Raw genomic sequence first — 17,474 nt, 5'->3', positions numbered from 1 at the left:
TGGTTAAATGAAAAATTTCTTACAATTTTTTCATTTTCTTTGAACTGAAATTTAAAATCATATATCCTGAAACCGCCGCTATTACTGAAGCAATTAAAATCGCAAACTTAGCTTCATCCTGAAAAGCTATTTCATGTTTAAAAGAAAGCAATGCAATAAATATTGACATGGTAAATCCGATTCCGGCTAAAAGACCAACACCTATCATCTGATTCCATGAAGAGCGTTGTGGAAGAGAGCTTATTTTTAGTTTTATAGCAATTAAAGAGAATAAGTTAATACCGATTAATTTTCCTAAAACAAGTCCACCAATTATTCCCAGTCCTAAACTGTTAAATAATCCATCAATCATACTGCTGTTAAAGGCAATATTGGTATTCGTTAAAGCGAAAATGGGCATTATTAAAAAGTTTACTGGAAAATGAAGCGAATGTTCCATTTTTTCTAAAGGTGAGATTTTTGTATTTGAGGCATTGGTTGGAATACTGAAAGCGACCAAAACCCCAGCAATTGTTGCATGAATACCCGAATGATGTAGGAAATACCACAAAAATATTCCTGGAATAATGTAGTAAATCAGTTTTGTAACCTTTAGGAAATTTAAAGCAAATAAAATTGCCACAATTCCAAAAGAGAGTAAAAGATACATCCAATGAATTTGTTCTGTATAGAATATCGCAATCACTAAAATAGCGCCTAAATCATCAACAATAGCTAATGCTGCCAAAAAAATCTTGAGTGAAGCCGGAACCCTTTTTCCTAACATCGAAATAATCGCCAAAGAAAAAGCAATATCTGTTGCCATCGGAATTCCCCAACCGTTGCTGTAATCTGTTCCGGAGTTGAAAGCAACGAAAATAAGTGCAGGAACTAGCATTCCACCGATTGCCGCAAAAATAGGGAGTGAAGCATTTTTAAAAGATGAAAGCTCACCTTCTACAAGCTCTCTTTTAATTTCTAAACCGACCAAAAGAAAGAAAATAGCCATCAAACCATCATTAATCCAAATGCTTACCGGATATTTTAAGTGTAAATCTTCAAAACCAATTTGAAAATCTAAAAACTGTTGAAAACTACTTCCTAAAGGTGAGTTTGCGATAATTAACGCAAGACTGACACAGAAAATAAGTAAAATTCCTGATGATTGATTGCTTTGGAAAAATTTTTTAAAATATTGGGACAACCTCATTTTTTATTTTTAAATACGTCTTATTCTTGAAATTCCGTCAATTGCTTTCAGTTTTTTAAATGTTTCTTCAAGCTGACCTTTATGTTTTACTTCTAGATTGATGTTTCCTGTGAAAATTCCGTTGTTAGATTCAATAGACATACTTTTCATATCCATACCCATTGCACCACTAATGACGGTGGTAATGTCGTTAATCATTCCCATTCTATCAAGACCTTCAATCTCAATTTTAATACGGTTTTTGAAGCTTTCTTCGTTCACCCATTTTGCAGGAATCACACGGTAGTCATATTGAGCACGAAGATTAATAGCGTTCGGACAATTGTCGCTGTGCACTTTTATCCCTTCAGAAATGGTAATAAACCCAAAAATTTTATCTCCCGGAATTACCGTACAACATTTTGCGTAGCTATAGTTGAGCTTTTCTTCATCTTTCCCGAAAACAATCATATCGAGATTGATTTCTTTAGGCTCTTCGTAATGCTGGTTTTTATTGGTATTTCTCTTAAATCTCGAAAGCAAATTGTTAAATACATTTTTACTTTCAATATACTTTCTTAAGCTACTTGCATCCAATTCATTAGTTTGGAATTTTAAGAATAATTCCTGAGAGGATTTAAGATTGAAAAACTTCTGAAGTTTATTGATCTCCTCATCATTAAAATTAATTTTTGCATGACGAAGTTTTCTTTGTAAAATTTCTTTTCCTTCTTCTACGAAAGAATTTTTCTCAGAATTAAGGTAGCTTTTAATTTTTGACTTTGCCTTTGAAGTCACCACAAAATCAAGCCAGTCAAACTTAGGTTTTTGATTTTGAGACGAAATAATATCTACTTGGTCGCCATTTTGAAGAACATACGAAATAGGAACCAATTTTCCGTTGATTTTTGCGCCTAAACATTTCATTCCCAAATCGGAGTGTACAGAAAAAGCAAAATCTAACGCAGTTGCATTGGTGGGCAGAATTTTAATTTCACCTTTTGGAGTAAAAACAAAAACTTCTTTTGAATATAAATTGAGTTTAATATTATCTAAAAGTTCAGAGGTCGAAAGATTCTGCTGCTGTTCGAGTACATCGCGTATTTCGGTAACCCATTTTTCAAAATTTCGGTCATCGTTACTTTGTTTGTAGCCTTCTTTATATTTGTAATGTGCAGCAACTCCTTTTTCGGCAATATCATCCATTCTTTCTGAACGAATTTGCACTTCAATCCACTTTTTGTCGGGCCCCAGAACAGTTAAATGTAAACTTTCGTAGCCTGTAGAGCGAGGCTGGGTAATCCAGTCACGCATTCTCGATGGATTACTGTGATAAACATCGGTTACAATAGAATATATTTTCCAGGCAAGGAATTTTTCGTTTTTAGCATCCGATTTATAGATGATCCTGATGGCATAATTGTCGAAAACCTCTTCAAAAGAAACGCCCTGTTTAAGCATTTTTCGGTAAATAGAAGAAATAGCTTTTGCACGACCTTTTATACTTACATTTAAACCTTCCTCTTTTAATCTTGCAGAAACTTCTTTCGTAAACTCTTCGATATAGCGGATTCGGTTTTCTTTTGCCAACTCCAGTTTTTCGGTAATCTCATTATAGATATCGGGATTATTATACTTTAAAGATAAATCTTCGAGTTCAGATTTAATGTTGTATAATCCTAATCTATGAGCCATTGGCGCATAAATATAAACCGTTTCGGAAGCAATTTTTTTCTGCTTGTCGGGAGCCATGCTTTCCAGCGTTCGCATGTTGTGAAGTCGGTCTGCAATTTTAATCAAAATCACACGGAAATCTTCAGAAAGAGTCAGTAATAATTTTCTGTAGTTTTCTGACTGTACAGAAATATTCTGATGATTCATGATAGAAATCTTGGTCAGTCCGTTGACAATTCCTGCGATTCTTTCCCCAAATATTTTTTTTAAATCTTCATAGGTATAATCAGAATCTTCAATTACATCATGCAAAAGAGCACAAGCGATTGACGAAGCCCCTAAACCAATTTCTGTAGCCACAATTTTAGCCACAGCAATAGGGTGATAAATGTAGGGCTCCCCAGTTTTTCTTCGCTGGTCTTTGTGTGCGTCAAGAGCAATATCAAAAGCCTTTCGGATGAGTTTATTGTTTTCTTCATCCAAAGTTCTGTAGGTGTTAGAAATCAGGTCTTTGTACCTCGCTGAGATTTCTTTATTTTCTTGTTCCAAATCGTAACTCATCTGTGTAAAAGGCTTTATTTAAACGAAAATACGAAAAATATTATGATTAGTCAATTTATAAAAATAAAAATCCGTAGAAATAAATTCCACGGATCTGGTTATAAGTTTTTAGTTTTAGGTTTAAGCTTTTACCTCAGAATTCATTCCGTCATGCTTTACTTTAATTTTCACATCCGGGCAGTTGTGAATTTCTGCTTTGCTCCGCGCATCAATTAATCTTTTTAAATTAACGTAAGATGCTTGGTCGATACTCATATTTTCAAATAAGTAGGTTTTATGTACATGGTTTTCATTAAAGATATGCTTCACTTTATCGGCTAAATCTTTATTTTTTATTTCCACACTCGCCAAGTACTGGGAGTTGTGATGATCGTCACTAAGGTATACGATATACTCTGAATCTAAGAATCCTAAATCCTCAACTTCTTGCTCGAGTTTTTTATAATCACTCTCTGGTCCAAATAATCCTGCTAAGATGCTTGACATAGTAATTTTGTTTATCTAAAGATATAAATATTTTTAATATTATTAGTAAAAATTTAATATAATTTACAATATTTTATTTTATCTATAATTATTTAATAAAAATTAAGATGTTATCTATTTTTAAGTAGTGTGATTTTTTTAAACTTTAAATGAATTTGCTTAGTGTATTTTCTTCCATTTTTGTTGGTTCATAATACTGTCTACTTTTTCGTAAAATCTTAAAAGACTTAAGGTTCCTTTTTCTCCATAGTCATAAATTCTTTTACTTTTACCATTGTCAAAAGTAATTTCTGTTACAAATGATGAGCAATCATCACAATTAATAAAGTAATTATCTTTTAAGGTGTTAAAATTTATTTCATTAAGATGCTTTGAAGCTTTTTCAAAACTGTAAATGTCATTATTCATAAATTTTCCTTCTCTATTTTTATAGAAATTTGATTGCAGAATAAGTGAGTCTTCTTTTAAGGTTAATTGATATTTTACACCAGGTGCATAGCCTCCTTTTTTAGTAATAATTATCTTTTCAATGTGATGATTTTTGGATGGAGTAACAAATTCAGTTAATTCTTTGCCCTTAATCATCAAAGTATCACACTGTAGAGCATCACTATCCTTTTCAGGATTTTTATTTATGCTTAATAACTTAATTAGATATTGATTTTTATATGCTATTATTTTAGCAGAAACAATATCGTAAACACCTCTCTTGCCCGGGTTTAATAATTGATAACCTTTGTCGCTACTCAGTAAAAAAGCCGTGGATAAACGACCTTCTTCTTCGAAAATTTCTATAAGATCATTATCTTTTATTTTTGGATAGCTTAAATTAACTAGGTAATCTACTTTGCCGTCATTATTAAAATCTGCTTCATAAATAGATTTGAAATTTTCTTTGTTTATGGTCTCTCTGAAAATTTTTATGGAATCAATAAATTCATAACCATCAACAAAGTCTGTTTTTAAATCCAAGTTTTTATAATTATCATGTGAATGAATGATTTCTAAAATTTCTTTTTCACTAAGATTTTTTTTCTCACAAGATTGAAGGAGAAAGATTCCAATAAAAAAATAGATAAACTTCATGGTTATGATTTTGATAATTAAAAAGCCTGTCTAAAAAATTAAACAGGCTTCTAAATTATTTAAATAAAACTAAATTCTCTCATTTTTAATTTCTTCAACAATTTCAGGGTTTAGTAGGGTGGAAGTGTCTCCAAAATTACTGAAATCACCTTCGGCAATTTTTCTCAAAATTCTACGCATAATTTTTCCCGAACGTGTTTTGGGAAGTCCCGAAACAAATTGAATCTTATCAAGTTTAGCAATCGGACCAATCTGGTCTGAAATTAATTGGTTGATTTCTTTAACTAGATTTTCCTGCTTTCTGTCAGACCCCGAATCTTTTAAAATCACAAAACCATACAAAGCGCTTCCTTTAATATCGTGTGGGAAGCCAACAATCGCAGATTCTGCAACCGCCGGATGTTCATTGATGCTGTCTTCGATAGGTGCTGTTCCTAAATTATGACCTGAAACAATCACCACATCATCTACACGACCCGTAATTCTGTAATACCCAACCTCGTCTCTCAAAGCACCGTCACCTGTAAAATATTTACCCGGAAAAGCTGAAAAATAAGTTTCTTTATATCTCTGGTGGTCTCCCCAAATGGTTCTTGCGATTCCCGGCCATGGAAAACGGATGCATAGATTTCCTGTTACCTGATTTCCTGTAATTTCGTTGCGCTTATCATCCATTAAAACAGGCTGAATTCCCGGTAAAGGAAGTGTCGCGTAAGTTGGTTTTGTTGGCGTTACGAATGGGATGGGAGAAATCATAATTCCACCCGTTTCGGTTTGCCACCAGGTATCTACAATCGGGCATTTTTTTCTTCCCACATGGTCATTAAACCAATGCCAAGCTTCCTCATTGATTGGTTCGCCAACAGACCCTATTACTCGCAATGAACTTAAATCATGTTTGTCTACCCATTCTGTGCTTTCTTTGGCTAAAGAACGAATCGCAGTGGGTGCAGTGTAAAATTGAGTCACTTTATGTTTTTCAATAAGTTCCCAAAAACGGTCTGGTTCTGGATAGGTTGGTACTCCTTCAAAAATAACGGTTGTTGCTCCATTTAGTAATGGTCCGTAAAGAATATACGAATGACCGGTAATCCAGCCAATATCTGCGGTACACCAATAGATGTCATTTTCCTGATAATTGAAAACGTTTTTAAATGTATATGCCGAATACACCATGTAACCAGCCGACGTATGAAGCATTCCTTTTGGCTTTCCTGTAGAGCCAGAAGTGTACAAAATAAACAATGGGTCTTCTGCATCCATAATAACAGTTACAAAGTCTGCGGAAGCTTTTTCGTATAAATCATTCATCCAGAAATCTCTGTTTTCTTTCATTTTCACTTCGTTGTGGGTGCGTTTTACCACTAAGGTTTTTTCAACGGTAGGGCATTTTTCTAAAGCTTCATCAATAATAGATTTTAAATCTAAAACTTTACTCCCTCTGTAACTTCCGTCTGAAGTTATCAATAATTTTGCACCGCAATCATTTACTCTTGAAACAACTGCTGAAGCTGAAAATCCTGCAAAAATGACGGAATGTACGGCTCCTAATTTTGCACAAGCCAACATCGTAATCGCTAATTCAGGAATCATAGGAAGGTAAATGCAAACTCTGTCGCCTTTTTCAATCCCCATTTCGCGAAGAACATTGGCGGTTTTATTGACTCTTGTATATAATTCGTTGTAAGAAATATGCTGCGCCTCTTCTTTTGGGTCGTTGGGTTCCCAGATAATAGCAGTTTTTTCACCTCTTACAGAAAGGTGTCTGTCGAGACAGTTTTTGGTGATATTTAATTTAGCGTCTTTAAACCAAGTGATTTTTGCTTCATTCATATCATATTTTACCACTTTGCTCCATCTTTGGTACCATACAAAATTTTGGTCAGCCACCTTATCCCAGAATTTCTTAGGATTTTTGATTGATTTTTTATACTCTTCAAAATAGTGTGGTAAATCTTCTATCACGTAATTTCTCATACCTTCTTTTTTATATTTAAATTATTTTTTGTCTGTGTAGTTTTTGAATTTTTCCTGAATTTCTTCAATAATCTTCTCATCATCAATTGTCGATGGAATCTGAAAATCTTTCCCATCAATAATCGTTCTGATGAGTTTTCTTAAAATCTTTCCTGAACGTGTTTTAGGTAAACGTTTTGCAACCATGACAGATTTGAGAAAAGCTACTGCTCCGATTTTTTCTCTTACTTTTAGAATAATTTCTTTTTCTACATTTTCTTCTGAAATTTCCGAGCCATTTTTCAAAACAACGGTTGCGAAAGGAACTTGCCCGCGCAAATCATCGTCAATTCCCACTACAGCACATTCTGCAACATCAGGATGAGAGGAAACGATTTCCTCCATTTCGGAAGTGGAAAGTCGGTGTCCTGCCACGTTGATGACATCATCCACTCGGCCTGTGATGAAAATATATCCATCTTCATCTTTTATCGCACCATCTCCTGAAAAATAGTAGCCTTTATATTGTGATAAATAGGACTTTTCAAATCTTTCATAATCATTCCACACTCCTAAAAGTGCACCTGGCGGAAGTGGAAGTTTGATGACTAAATACCCTTCTTTATGTTCGTTTAGTTCGTAACCGTTTTCATCAAAAATTTTAATATCATATCCAGGAATTGGTTTTCCGGCGGCAGCTCTTTTAATTTTATAATCATTATTAAAAGTCATTAAACCTAACATCGGCCATCCGGATTCTGTTTGCCACCAATGGTCGATGGCGGGAACTCCGATATGTTTTTCAAACCAATCTAAAGTTGCAACATCACATCTTTCGCCAGCTAAAAACTGCTTTTTGAAATTTGATAAATCATATTTTTTAATCAATTCGCCATTCGGGTCTTCTTTTTTTATAGCCCTTATTGCGGTGGGTGCTGTAAACATTGCTGAAACTTTATATTCTGATATTATTCTCCAAAAAGTTCCAGCATCAGGAGTCATGATAGGTTTTCCTTCAAAAATAATGGTAGTATTTCTATTAATTAAAGGTCCATAAACAGTGTAGCTGTGGCCTACTGCCCAACCAAAATCAGAAGCTGCCCAGAAGGTTTCTCCCGGTTCGATTCCGTAAATATATTTCATGGAGAATTTTAAGGCGGTTGCATAACCACCTGTGTCTCTTGTGATTCCTTTGGGTTTTCCGGTTGTTCCGGAAGTGTAGAGTAAATATAAAGGATGATTTGATTCTACAGAAACACAATCTGCAGGTTCTGATGTTGAAACTAATTCCTCGTAATCGATAATTCCTTCAAACATTTCGTCCTGATTCTCAACTAATTTTCGATTAAAAACGATAATGTTGTCAACTTTATCCTGGGCCAATTCAATGGCTTTTTCTACTAAAGGTAAATAGGGAATTCGCTTGGCGATTTCAATACCTGCGGTGGCTGTAATCAAAGCTTTTGGTTTACAGTCATCAATTCTTATAACTAATTCGTGAGGTGCAAAACCTCCAAAGACAACATTATGAATCACGCCGATTCTTGCGCAAGCCAACATCGCGAAAAGTGTCTGTGGAATCATTGGCATATAAATTACCGTCGTGTCGCCTTTTTTTAAACCTAAAGAAACCAATCCACCTGCTAGTTTTGAAATTTCTTCTTTAGCTTGGTTAAAAGTGTATTTTTTCTTCTGATTAGTCACTGGAGAATCATAAATGATAGCAATTTCTTCCCCGAAACCATCTTCAATATGTTTGTCGATACAGAGATAAGACATATTCAGCTTTCCATCAGTAAACCATTGACTGTACTCGTTTTCGTCCTTAGAAATAATTGTTTCGGGAAACTTAAACCACGAAATTTCCTGAGCTTGTTCTTTCCAAAATTGCTCTTTATTTTCTATGCTTTGTTTAAATAAGTTATCTGCGTTCATGTTGTATTTTATTTCATTGCGAGAAGTTTAGCGACGAAGCATCTCTTAATTATCTTAACTTCTTAAATCAATCTTAATGGTTTGAATTTTTAAGTATTTTATTAAGATTCTTCACTCTATATCATTTCGTACAGAATGATAATTGTATGTTTTTTAGTCTTTTATCTTCTCTCTATCATCTAAAAATCTATTCAAACATTTCCTCAATCTGTTGAATCAGTTTTTTAATAGAGTAGGGTTTTGTTACATAGGCATCAGCACCCATTTCTAACCCTTTTTCTATATCTTTCGGATTGTTTTTTGCGCTTAGAAAAAGAACTTTAGTGTTGTTTAATGCTTTATTTTTTTTAATTTCTTCTAAAGTGCTGTATCCGTCAAGATTCGGCATCATGATATCTAATAATATAACGTCCGGAACGAGTGTTTTTAAAAATTCTAAAACTTCAGTTCCGTCTCGGGCAATAAACACTTCGTAACCGATTTTTCGGAAACTGTATTCCAGAGACATTAATATTTTGTGCTCGTCATCAGCGATTAATATTTTCTTCATTGTGTATTTTCTTTATGATTCAACTTCATTATTTTTTTATCTTGTTACGAAAGCGGAAAGATTCCATTTCATTAATCTTTAGTGTTATCTATGGAATTATAATTTGCGTCAACCAACCCGCAAGGGTTCAATTTCAATAGCCGTAGGTGAAACCTATGGAATACAAATTATGATTCGCATCAAACCAACCCGTAAGGGTTGAATTTCAAATAATTTCTCCTTCAAATTTAATCCCGTTTTCTTCTAATAGTCTTTTAAATTCATCTTCAAAGGTCTCTTTCTTATGATGTTCTTTTTGATTTTTAATATAATTGATAATAATTTCCTTTTCTTTTACCGAAATTGTAAATGCTCCATAACCTTCCTGCCATCCTTCGAACTCATCGAATAACCTCGATTCTTTCATCCATAAGTTTGATGCTACTTTAATATCTTTTACCAAACTGCTGAGATTTATATTTGGATGTAAGTCACATAATATATGAATGTGCTCTGGCATCCTATTAATTCTGTATAATTTACATTTTTTATTGTTTAAAATACCCCAAATATATTTGTAAAGCTCTGCTTCGTTCTTTTCATTAATTGTTGGTTTTCTATATTTTGTTCCGAAAACAATATGATAGAATATTTGCCTGTATGTTCCCATTTGTGTTTGTTTTAAAATTGAACCCTGTCGGGTTCTTAATTGTGTTGAATTTTCATTATCCATAGGTTTCACCTACGGCTATTGTTATTGAATCCTTCCGGATTCTTGATTGTGCTTAGGTTTCATTATCCATAGGTTTCACCTACAGTTATTGTTATTGAATCCTTCCGGATTCTCAATTGTGCTGAATTTTCATTATCCATAGGTTTCACCTACGGCTATTGTTATTGAATCCTTCCGAATTCTTGATTGTGTCGAATTTTCATTATTTGCATAACCCGTAAGGGTTTAATTTCAATAGCCGTAGGTGAAACCTATGGAATACAAATTATGATTCGCATCAAACCAACCCGCAAGGGTTGAATTTTAAATAATTTCTCCTTCAAATTTAATCCCGTTTTCTTCTAATAGCCTTTTAAATTCATCTTCAAACGTTTCTTTTTTATGATGTTCTTTTTGATTTTTAATATAATTGATAATAATTTCCTTTTCTCTTACAGAAATTGTAAATGCTCCATAGCCTTCTTGCCACCCTTCGAACTCATCAAATAATCCCGATTCTTTCATCCATAAGTTTGATGCTACTTTAATATCTTTCACCAAACTACTGAGATTTATATTTGGATGTAAGTCACACAATATATGAATATGGTCTTGCATCCCATTAATTCTGTATAATTTACATTTTTTATTGTTTAAAATACCCCAAATGTATTTGTAAAGTTCTGCTTCGTTCTTTTCATTAATTGTTGGTTTTCTATATTTTGTTCCGAAAACAATATGATAGAATATTTGTCTGTATGTTCCCATTTGTGTTTGTTTTAAAATTGAACCCTATCGGGTTCTTGATTGTGTTGAATTTTCATTATCCATAGGTTTCACCTACGGCTATTGTTGTTGAATCCTTCCGGATTCTCAATTGTGCTTAGTTTTCATTATCCATAGGTTGCACCTACGGTTATTGTTATTGAACCCTGTCGGGTTCTTAATTGTGTTGAATTTTCATTATCCATAGGTTTCACCTACGGCTATTATTGTTGAATCCTTTCGGATTCTCAATTGTGCTTAGTTTTCATTATCCATAGGTTTTCATCTATAATTATTTTTGTTGAATCCTTTCGGGTTCTGTGTCGTCAATAGGAGTTTTTTTAGTTAAAGTAACGGTAAAGGTTACTCCTAATCCGCTGTTTTCCGCTTTTATGGTTCCGTTGTGGGCTTCAACGATTCTTTTGGAAATGGCAAGACCAAGCCCGCTTCCGATTGGTTTTATGATGTTTTGATTTTTAGATTGATAAAATTTATCAAAAATTACCTCTAAATCTTCTTCAGGAATATTTTTCCCGGTATTGAATATTTTGATGATTAAAAAATCGTCTTTTTCCGAAAACTTAGTTTGAATAGTACCTTGTTCTTCGGTGAATTTCAATGCATTTCCTAAAATGTTCTGGAATAACTGAATCATTCTCGCTTCGTCATATTCAAACAAATAATTATTGAGTAAATCAACTTCGCTTACATGAATGAATTTTTGCTGAATTAAATGTAAAATCGGGTTTAAAGCCTTTTTATAGGTTTCAATGATATTATTTTGCTGAATGTTTAAAGCGATTTCTCCATGCTGAAGTTTATCCAAATACAAAATATCATTGATGATTTCGCTTAAACGGTCAGATTCTGTGATGATATTGTTTAAAAATTCTCTTTTGATATCTAAGGGAATATCGTCATCATCGGCTAAAATTTCTCCTGCTGAGCGAATTGCCGTGATTGGAGTTCTTAATTCGTGCGCAACAGAATCTAGGAAATCATCTTTCTGACGGTCTTTTACAATTAGAGTTTCATTGGCTAAACTCAAGTCGCTTGAAAGTTGCTTTAGTTCTTCAGATTTTTCGGTCAGTTTTTTATTTAAAGTAATGTTTTCTTTAGATTCTTCAAGGATATTTAAGACTTCTTTTAGCGAAATTTTATCTTCTTTAGTAACACCTTCAATTAATATTTTTGCTGATGCGGTTCCGATTCTTCCTGCCAAAAGGTTTTCTGAGAATTTTATAAATCTTGAATCTGCAGTTTCGGTTTGAGAATCGATGTTGTATTTGATATTGAAAATCCGCAGGGCTTGTTCGGTCTTCTTTTTACCTAAAAATCTTTCCAGAATGTTTTTAATATCAGAAACGTAAGCTGTTCCTCTCCAGATAAATGCATTTTCATGATTCTGAATGTACTTGTCGATATCAACGTATAATTCAGCGAAATTTCTTTCACGGTAATTTCCTTTCATACTTACAGAAAGTATCGTAAACAAAGCTGTATTTACTAAAATCGACCAAAAGAATATTTCAGGGATTTTAGATAAAAAAGAAATATCAAAAAATTGGAATACATCATAAGTTTCTCTTAAAATACCTTTTAATTCTGAGTTGTATGAAAAGTAATATTGAGGAATAATCAATCCGAAATAACAAATAATTAATCCAGCAAAAAGCCCGATAATTGCACCTTTATAGCTTCCTCTTCGCCAAAATATAGCACCAAAAAAAGCGGGAGCTAATTGTGCGATAATCACGAATGAAATTAAACCAACCGAATCCAGTGAAGTTTTTAAAATAAAATATTTATAAAAAGCAAACGCAACGATAATCAATCCGAAAATCGAAAATTTACGAATATTGGTGATGTTTCTGGTGTTTTGAATTTCATTTTCAGCTTTGAATTTTCCCAATAAACCGTAAGGAATAATCAGGTTGTTGGAGAGCATGATTGACAACGTGATTGCCGAAATGATAATCATTGAAATACATGAACTTAAGCCTCCTAAAAACACCAAAACGGTAATCAAAGTATTGTCAAAATGTTGCGGAATTAAAATAGAGTAGAACTCAGGATTGACGTTTTGTCCTTGGAAAATTAATCTTCCGCCCCAAGCAATCGGGAAAATAAAAATAGTGAATATTAAAAGATACAATGGGAAAAACCAAATAGCTGTTTTAATGTGTTTTTCCTGTCTATTTTCGACAATTGCGGTGTGAAATTGTCTGGGTAAAATGCAGATTGCTGTTCCGGAAATCATGCAGAGAACCATCCAGTTCATTGCACCTTCGATTCCGTTGAAGGTATTCTTTGCTTTAAAATCAGAAAATTTACTCGCCTTTTGATACAAGTCTGAAAATCCGTCAAAAGCATAATAGATAACAAATAATCCTAAGATAATAATAAAAAATAGTTTAAGAAAGCTTTCTAACGCAATAGCGGAGATGATTCCTAACCTTTTTTCGGAAGCATCTACGTATTTTGTTCCGTAGTAAGATGAGAAAATAGCAATTAATACAACTACAAAAGTGGCGCTGTCTGTTAAAATATTTTTAGAAACACTAGTTTCTGTTACTAAGTGAAAAGTTTCGGAAATCGCTTTTATTTGCAATCCGATATAAGGAATAATGGCAAAAAGGCAAACTAATGTAATAATGGCGCTGAAATTTCGGCTGTTTCCATACCGTAAAGAAATAAAATCGGCTAAACTGCTTATTTTATTAACCCTTGAGATTCTTACAATTCTCGTGTTGATGTATATCCATGCCGGAATAACCATGATTGGGCCAATGTAAATCGGTAAATAGTTGAGACCGCTTGTTGCGGCAACGCCTATACTTCCATAATACGTCCATGCTGTACAATATACGGCAAGAGACAATGCATAAATGTAAGGGTTGTTAATCCAGGCTTTACTTTTTTTCTTCTCTGCCAAATGAGCAACTAAGAACAAAAGTGCGAGGTAGATTAAAACAACGATAAATAATGCAAAACTACTCATCATATTTTTTTACGATTACAAAAGAAATAATAATGGAAATCATCCAGACTACGAATAGATAAACAAGAATCATTGGGTAGCCGAATATTTCTCTCTCACTATTAAAAAGCAATGAAATAGGAATACTGAAAGCGATAAGTAAACCTATACTCAGAATAATTAGTTTTTGTTCGTGCCGCTTTTTCATAATTGATGAGTGATAATCTATTGATTCGAATGTTTATTAAAAAAAGATAATTGATGAATAGACCTAAATCATTCATCAATTATCAATCATTGTTTATAATTTATTGTTTCTCGTCAGAATATTCTCCTATTAAAGAATAATATCCGAAGATTGCCATTCCGCCTGTTACAATCGGCACCAATACGAAAAGTATGATGATACCAAATACAAGGTCTTCCTGTTTCCCTGAAGTGATTTTAGGAACTCCCATTACTGTTATTCCAAAGTATGCGACGATTATGGCAACCAAAATCCATACAATGCCTAATATTTTTTTTAATCCGTTCATTTTAGTAGATTTAAAATTAATAATTTTTAAGTGATTATCCTTATTAATCGTGGATATTATTGTTCTTGTTTTTAAGATAAATCAATCCGATGATTAAGCAGACTGCAGCAACTCCTATCGGATACCAAAGTCCTTCGAGATACCAAGTTGGATGCCCTGCATCTTTTCCGGAAGTTACGAGATAAGTGGCAACTGCAGGAAGAAGACCTCCAAAAACCCCATTACCAATGTGATAAGGTAAAGACATCGATGTATAACGGATTCTGACTGGGAACATTTCAACTAAAAATGCGGCAATAGGACCATAAACCATCGTTACAAAAAGTACCTGAACAAATACCAAGAATACCAAATACCATCTCGTGTCGTCGTTTAATGTAATTGCTGTGGAAACTTTCGGTTCCTCGGCTTTTCCGTTTGTCATTACCGGACCTTTTGCGGACCAATGAACAATACTGTCTTTTTTAATTAAAGTTCCGTCTGTGAAAGCGGTTTCTTTGTGGAAAGTAATTATACTGTCTGATGCAATTGTTTTATGAATGACTGCTGTTCTTGTTTCTTTGATGCCGTCGCTTGCAACGGTTTTGGCTTCAATATTTACGCTTTTGTACATTGCGTCGTAGATTGGTCTATAGGCTAATATTGCAACCAGCATTCCGGTCATCATAATTGCTTTTCTACCAATTTTATCAGATAGCCAACCGAAAAACACAAAGAAAGGTGTTCCCATTAATAAAGCTGTTGCCATTAAATAATCGACCTGCATCGAATTGATATTCATTACTTTTTGAAGGAAACTCATAGCGTAAAACTGCCCTGTGTACCAGATTACCCCTTGTCCCATTGCAGCACCGAATAATGCCAATAAAACAAATTTAAAATTGAATTTATTTCCGAAACTTTCTTTTAAAGGATTTTTTGAAGTTTTTCCTTCACTTTTAGCCTTTGCAAAAAGCGGTGATTCTTTCATGTTTTTTCTGATGAAGTAAGAAACTCCTACCATTAAAATTGAAATCCAGAAAGGAACTCTCCATCCCCAAGAATCAAACTCGTCTGCGGAAAGGGTATTTTTTGTTATTAAAATAACAATTAATGAGATGAAAAGTCCCGCAGTCGCAGTGGTTTGAATCCAAGAAGTCCAGTAACCTCTTCGGTGTGGTTGTGAATATTCTGCTACATAAGTTGCAGCTCCACCATATTCTCCACCTAAGGCTAATCCTTGTAAAAGTCTTAAGATTAAAACTAAAACCGGCGCCAAATACCCTATGGTTTCATATCCGGGAATACATCCAATTAGAAATGTAGAGAGTCCCATAATTAATAAAGTGACCAAAAAAGTATATTTTCTTCCGATAATATCTCCCAATCTCCCAAAAAATAAAGCTCCGAAAGGCCTTACTACAAATCCTGCTGCAAAAGTCGCCAATGTAGATAAAAAGGCTGCTGTAGGATTGTCTGCTGGGAAAAATTTTGTTGCCAAAACAACGGCTAAACTTCCGAAAATATAGAAGTCGTACCATTCTATCAAAGTTCCGAGAGATGATGCGGTGATTACGCTCCAGATAGTGCGGTTTTTCTGCTTATCTGTCATATTCTCGTAAGTATCGTGATGCTGCTCGCTCATATTACTAGATTTTTTTGTTAATTATTAAATGGAATTGGTTTTATAAATAAATCTGAAGTTGTACAATAAATTCTCCTTTAGACTTTGGGCTTTCAGTGGGACTTGTGTACACTGGTCTTGTAGAATATTGCGTAGTAATTTTAGCATGATGTCCGTCTAAAAACCAGTTAGCACCCACGTCAATTTGGGATGATGGCTTGTCGAATGCTTCAAAATCTTTATACGTATACGCTGCAAAAGGTTGAATTCTGATTTTTGGTTTTTCTGATTGGTTCGGAAGGAGTAAACCAGCTTGTGCATAAACCACATTCCCGGTTCCAATCATTGGTTGAAGATTTCCAGGACCAGCAAGAGCTCTCTGGCCTATAAAATTTGGGTCATTTGCTGCGATATTCATGGTTCCAAGATTTCTCACATAATTCGGTCCGAAATTATAATTGAAATATCCTGCATATGCTGAAACTGCCATTTTGTTTTTTGCTTCACCTAAAGGAATATCAGCAAAAGCATCTATGGAAAGGAGAGTAATGTCGTGCTTTTCGATATTGGAATTAACCGAAGTTCTTGTTCCTTCTGCTTGGTGATAAAAACCAGCACCAACATTGAAAACTTTTTTAGTTCCCAAATAAGAACCTACTTTGAAAGGGAGAAGATTAGATTCGGTATCTAAAAATTGGTATTCAAAATAACCTGCTTTAGACCAGTTCGGGTTTCCATTATTGTCAACAGCGACTTGATTGCCGGGGATTAAAGTGTTTGGTGGAGTTAAATCTGTGGCGAACGGTTTATTTAAACTCATTCGGTATTCGAATTTACCATATTTACCTTTGGCGAAAACTCCCATTTGTCTTGCAAATTGGTCTGAATTATCTATTAAAGGCCAACTGAAAACTGGTGAATCTAAGGTAAGGAAATTCAATGTTGAAGCCATGGTCATACGAGAAAGTCCCATGTAGTAATGAAGTCCACCTCCTAAAGTTAAGCTGAACTTTCCTGCCTCACCTGGCATAATTACAGCGTATTCGTTCCAAGCATCATGAAAGAAAAGTTGTGGTTTTTTACCGTTTCCGTAACCGCCTGTTCCCGTGGTTCCGGTGGCGCCACCATTAATGAAAGTTTGATTGTTGATTCCAAAATGCATTAAAATCATATAACGTTTGGTAACTTGAGCGTATGCTAAAATACGAGCTCTTCGGTTTCCTACATTCCAGGTATTATCAGTAGGTTCGCCTCCAACCATACTTCCGGGATTCATTTCTGTATTCCTAATCCAGAACTGGTCCCATAAAATAAATCTAACATATTTATCTCCTTCAGGGTTTAAGTTTATTTTTAAACCATTTCCATAATCAGGAGAGCCTTGTGAATATACAGAACTGCTTATTAAAGCTAATCCAATAAAACTTAATATTTTCTTCATAAATTATTAACTTTTTGGCTGTTATTTTGTGAAAGCCAAATT

Annotated in this window: 14 protein-coding genes; all 14 read right to left on the bottom strand. The window is 34.0% G+C overall.

Annotated elements, in window-relative coordinates:
- Positions 1 to 19: 19 nt before the first annotated feature.
- Positions 20 to 1,189, bottom strand: a complete 1,170-nt coding sequence (gene nhaA / locus LO744_RS12485) for a Na+/H+ antiporter NhaA (RefSeq protein ID WP_230669681.1) — start codon at positions 1,187 to 1,189, stop codon at positions 20 to 22.
- Between the two features lie 9 nt (positions 1,190 to 1,198).
- Positions 1,199 to 3,403 (bottom strand): RelA/SpoT family protein, encoded by a 2,205-nt coding sequence (locus LO744_RS12480; RefSeq protein WP_230669679.1) that lies wholly within the window; start codon positions 3,401 to 3,403, stop codon positions 1,199 to 1,201.
- A 120-nt stretch (positions 3,404 to 3,523) separates the two neighbouring features.
- Entirely contained in the window at positions 3,524 to 3,889 is a 366-nt protein-coding gene (locus LO744_RS12475) for a hypothetical protein (protein ID WP_230669677.1), read from the bottom strand.
- A 159-nt stretch (positions 3,890 to 4,048) separates the two neighbouring features.
- Positions 4,049 to 4,975, bottom strand: a complete 927-nt coding sequence (locus tag LO744_RS12470; RefSeq protein WP_230669675.1) for a DUF6438 domain-containing protein — start codon at positions 4,973 to 4,975, stop codon at positions 4,049 to 4,051.
- A 69-nt stretch (positions 4,976 to 5,044) separates the two neighbouring features.
- Positions 5,045 to 6,952, bottom strand: coding sequence for an acetate--CoA ligase (gene acs / locus LO744_RS12465; RefSeq protein ID WP_230669674.1), 1,908 nt, complete (start codon positions 6,950 to 6,952; stop codon positions 5,045 to 5,047).
- 21 nt (positions 6,953 to 6,973) lie between these two features.
- Entirely contained in the window at positions 6,974 to 8,866 is a 1,893-nt protein-coding gene (locus LO744_RS12460; RefSeq protein ID WP_230669673.1) for an AMP-binding protein, read from the bottom strand.
- A gap of 187 nt (positions 8,867 to 9,053) precedes the next feature.
- On the bottom strand, positions 9,054 to 9,416 hold the full coding sequence (locus LO744_RS12455; protein ID WP_230669672.1) for a response regulator transcription factor: 363 nt from the start codon (positions 9,414 to 9,416) through the stop codon (positions 9,054 to 9,056).
- 205 nt (positions 9,417 to 9,621) lie between these two features.
- Complete coding sequence (tnpA, locus tag LO744_RS12450; RefSeq protein ID WP_230669671.1) at positions 9,622 to 10,128, bottom strand: IS200/IS605 family transposase; 507 nt, start codon at positions 10,126 to 10,128, stop codon at positions 9,622 to 9,624.
- Positions 10,129 to 10,431: 303 nt separating this feature from the next.
- Complete coding sequence (tnpA, locus tag LO744_RS12445) at positions 10,432 to 10,875, bottom strand: IS200/IS605 family transposase (protein ID WP_230669670.1); 444 nt, start codon at positions 10,873 to 10,875, stop codon at positions 10,432 to 10,434.
- 289 nt (positions 10,876 to 11,164) lie between these two features.
- On the bottom strand, positions 11,165 to 13,873 hold the full coding sequence (locus LO744_RS12440; RefSeq protein ID WP_230670574.1) for an ATP-binding protein: 2,709 nt from the start codon (positions 13,871 to 13,873) through the stop codon (positions 11,165 to 11,167).
- The gene (locus tag LO744_RS12435) at positions 13,866 to 14,060 is read right to left on the bottom strand and encodes a hypothetical protein (protein ID WP_230669669.1); all 195 of its coding nucleotides are present in this window, start codon (positions 14,058 to 14,060) and stop codon (positions 13,866 to 13,868) included. The genes LO744_RS12440 and LO744_RS12435 overlap by 8 nt, the downstream gene beginning before the upstream one ends.
- Before the next feature lie 100 nt (positions 14,061 to 14,160).
- On the bottom strand, positions 14,161 to 14,388 hold the full coding sequence (locus LO744_RS12430; protein ID WP_230669668.1) for a DUF6814 family protein: 228 nt from the start codon (positions 14,386 to 14,388) through the stop codon (positions 14,161 to 14,163).
- Positions 14,389 to 14,431: 43 nt separating this feature from the next.
- A complete protein-coding gene (locus tag LO744_RS12425) occupies positions 14,432 to 16,012 on the bottom strand; it encodes an MFS transporter (RefSeq protein WP_230669667.1) in 1,581 nt (526 codons plus the stop codon).
- Positions 16,013 to 16,052: 40 nt separating this feature from the next.
- A complete protein-coding gene (locus tag LO744_RS12420) occupies positions 16,053 to 17,432 on the bottom strand; it encodes a porin (protein ID WP_230669666.1) in 1,380 nt (459 codons plus the stop codon).
- Positions 17,433 to 17,474: the final 42 nt, after the last annotated feature.

It is taken from the genome of Chryseobacterium turcicum, from assembly GCF_021010565.1.
Taxonomy (GTDB): domain Bacteria; phylum Bacteroidota; class Bacteroidia; order Flavobacteriales; family Weeksellaceae; genus Chryseobacterium; species Chryseobacterium turcicum.
The sequence above is the reverse complement of the archived record's forward strand: the minus strand, read 5'-3'. Positions and strand labels throughout refer to the sequence as shown.

Bases quoted from the DNA above. Each gene is read 5' to 3' on its own strand.
- LO744_RS12440 (WP_230670574.1), bottom strand. From the start codon at position 13,873: ATGAGTAGTTTTGCATTATTTATCGTTGTTTTAATCTACCTCGCACTT.
- LO744_RS12425 (WP_230669667.1), bottom strand. From the start codon at position 16,012: ATGAGCGAGCAGCATCACGATACTTACGAGAATATGACAGATAAGCAG.
- tnpA (WP_230669671.1), bottom strand. From the start codon at position 10,128: ATGGATAATGAAAATTCAACACAATTAAGAACCCGACAGGGTTCAATT.
- LO744_RS12455 (WP_230669672.1), bottom strand. From the start codon at position 9,416: ATGAAGAAAATATTAATCGCTGATGACGAGCACAAAATATTAATGTCT.
- LO744_RS12480 (WP_230669679.1), bottom strand. From the start codon at position 3,403: ATGAGTTACGATTTGGAACAAGAAAATAAAGAAATCTCAGCGAGGTAC.
- LO744_RS12435 (WP_230669669.1), bottom strand. From the start codon at position 14,060: ATGAAAAAGCGGCACGAACAAAAACTAATTATTCTGAGTATAGGTTTA.
- LO744_RS12430 (WP_230669668.1), bottom strand. From the start codon at position 14,388: ATGAACGGATTAAAAAAAATATTAGGCATTGTATGGATTTTGGTTGCC.
- nhaA (WP_230669681.1), bottom strand. From the start codon at position 1,189: ATGAGGTTGTCCCAATATTTTAAAAAATTTTTCCAAAGCAATCAATCA.
- LO744_RS12420 (WP_230669666.1), bottom strand. From the start codon at position 17,432: ATGAAGAAAATATTAAGTTTTATTGGATTAGCTTTAATAAGCAGTTCT.
- LO744_RS12460 (WP_230669673.1), bottom strand. From the start codon at position 8,866: ATGAACGCAGATAACTTATTTAAACAAAGCATAGAAAATAAAGAGCAA.
- acs (WP_230669674.1), bottom strand. From the start codon at position 6,952: ATGAGAAATTACGTGATAGAAGATTTACCACACTATTTTGAAGAGTAT.
- LO744_RS12475 (WP_230669677.1), bottom strand. From the start codon at position 3,889: ATGTCAAGCATCTTAGCAGGATTATTTGGACCAGAGAGTGATTATAAA.
- LO744_RS12470 (WP_230669675.1), bottom strand. From the start codon at position 4,975: ATGAAGTTTATCTATTTTTTTATTGGAATCTTTCTCCTTCAATCTTGT.
- tnpA (WP_230669670.1), bottom strand. From the start codon at position 10,875: ATGGGAACATACAGACAAATATTCTATCATATTGTTTTCGGAACAAAA.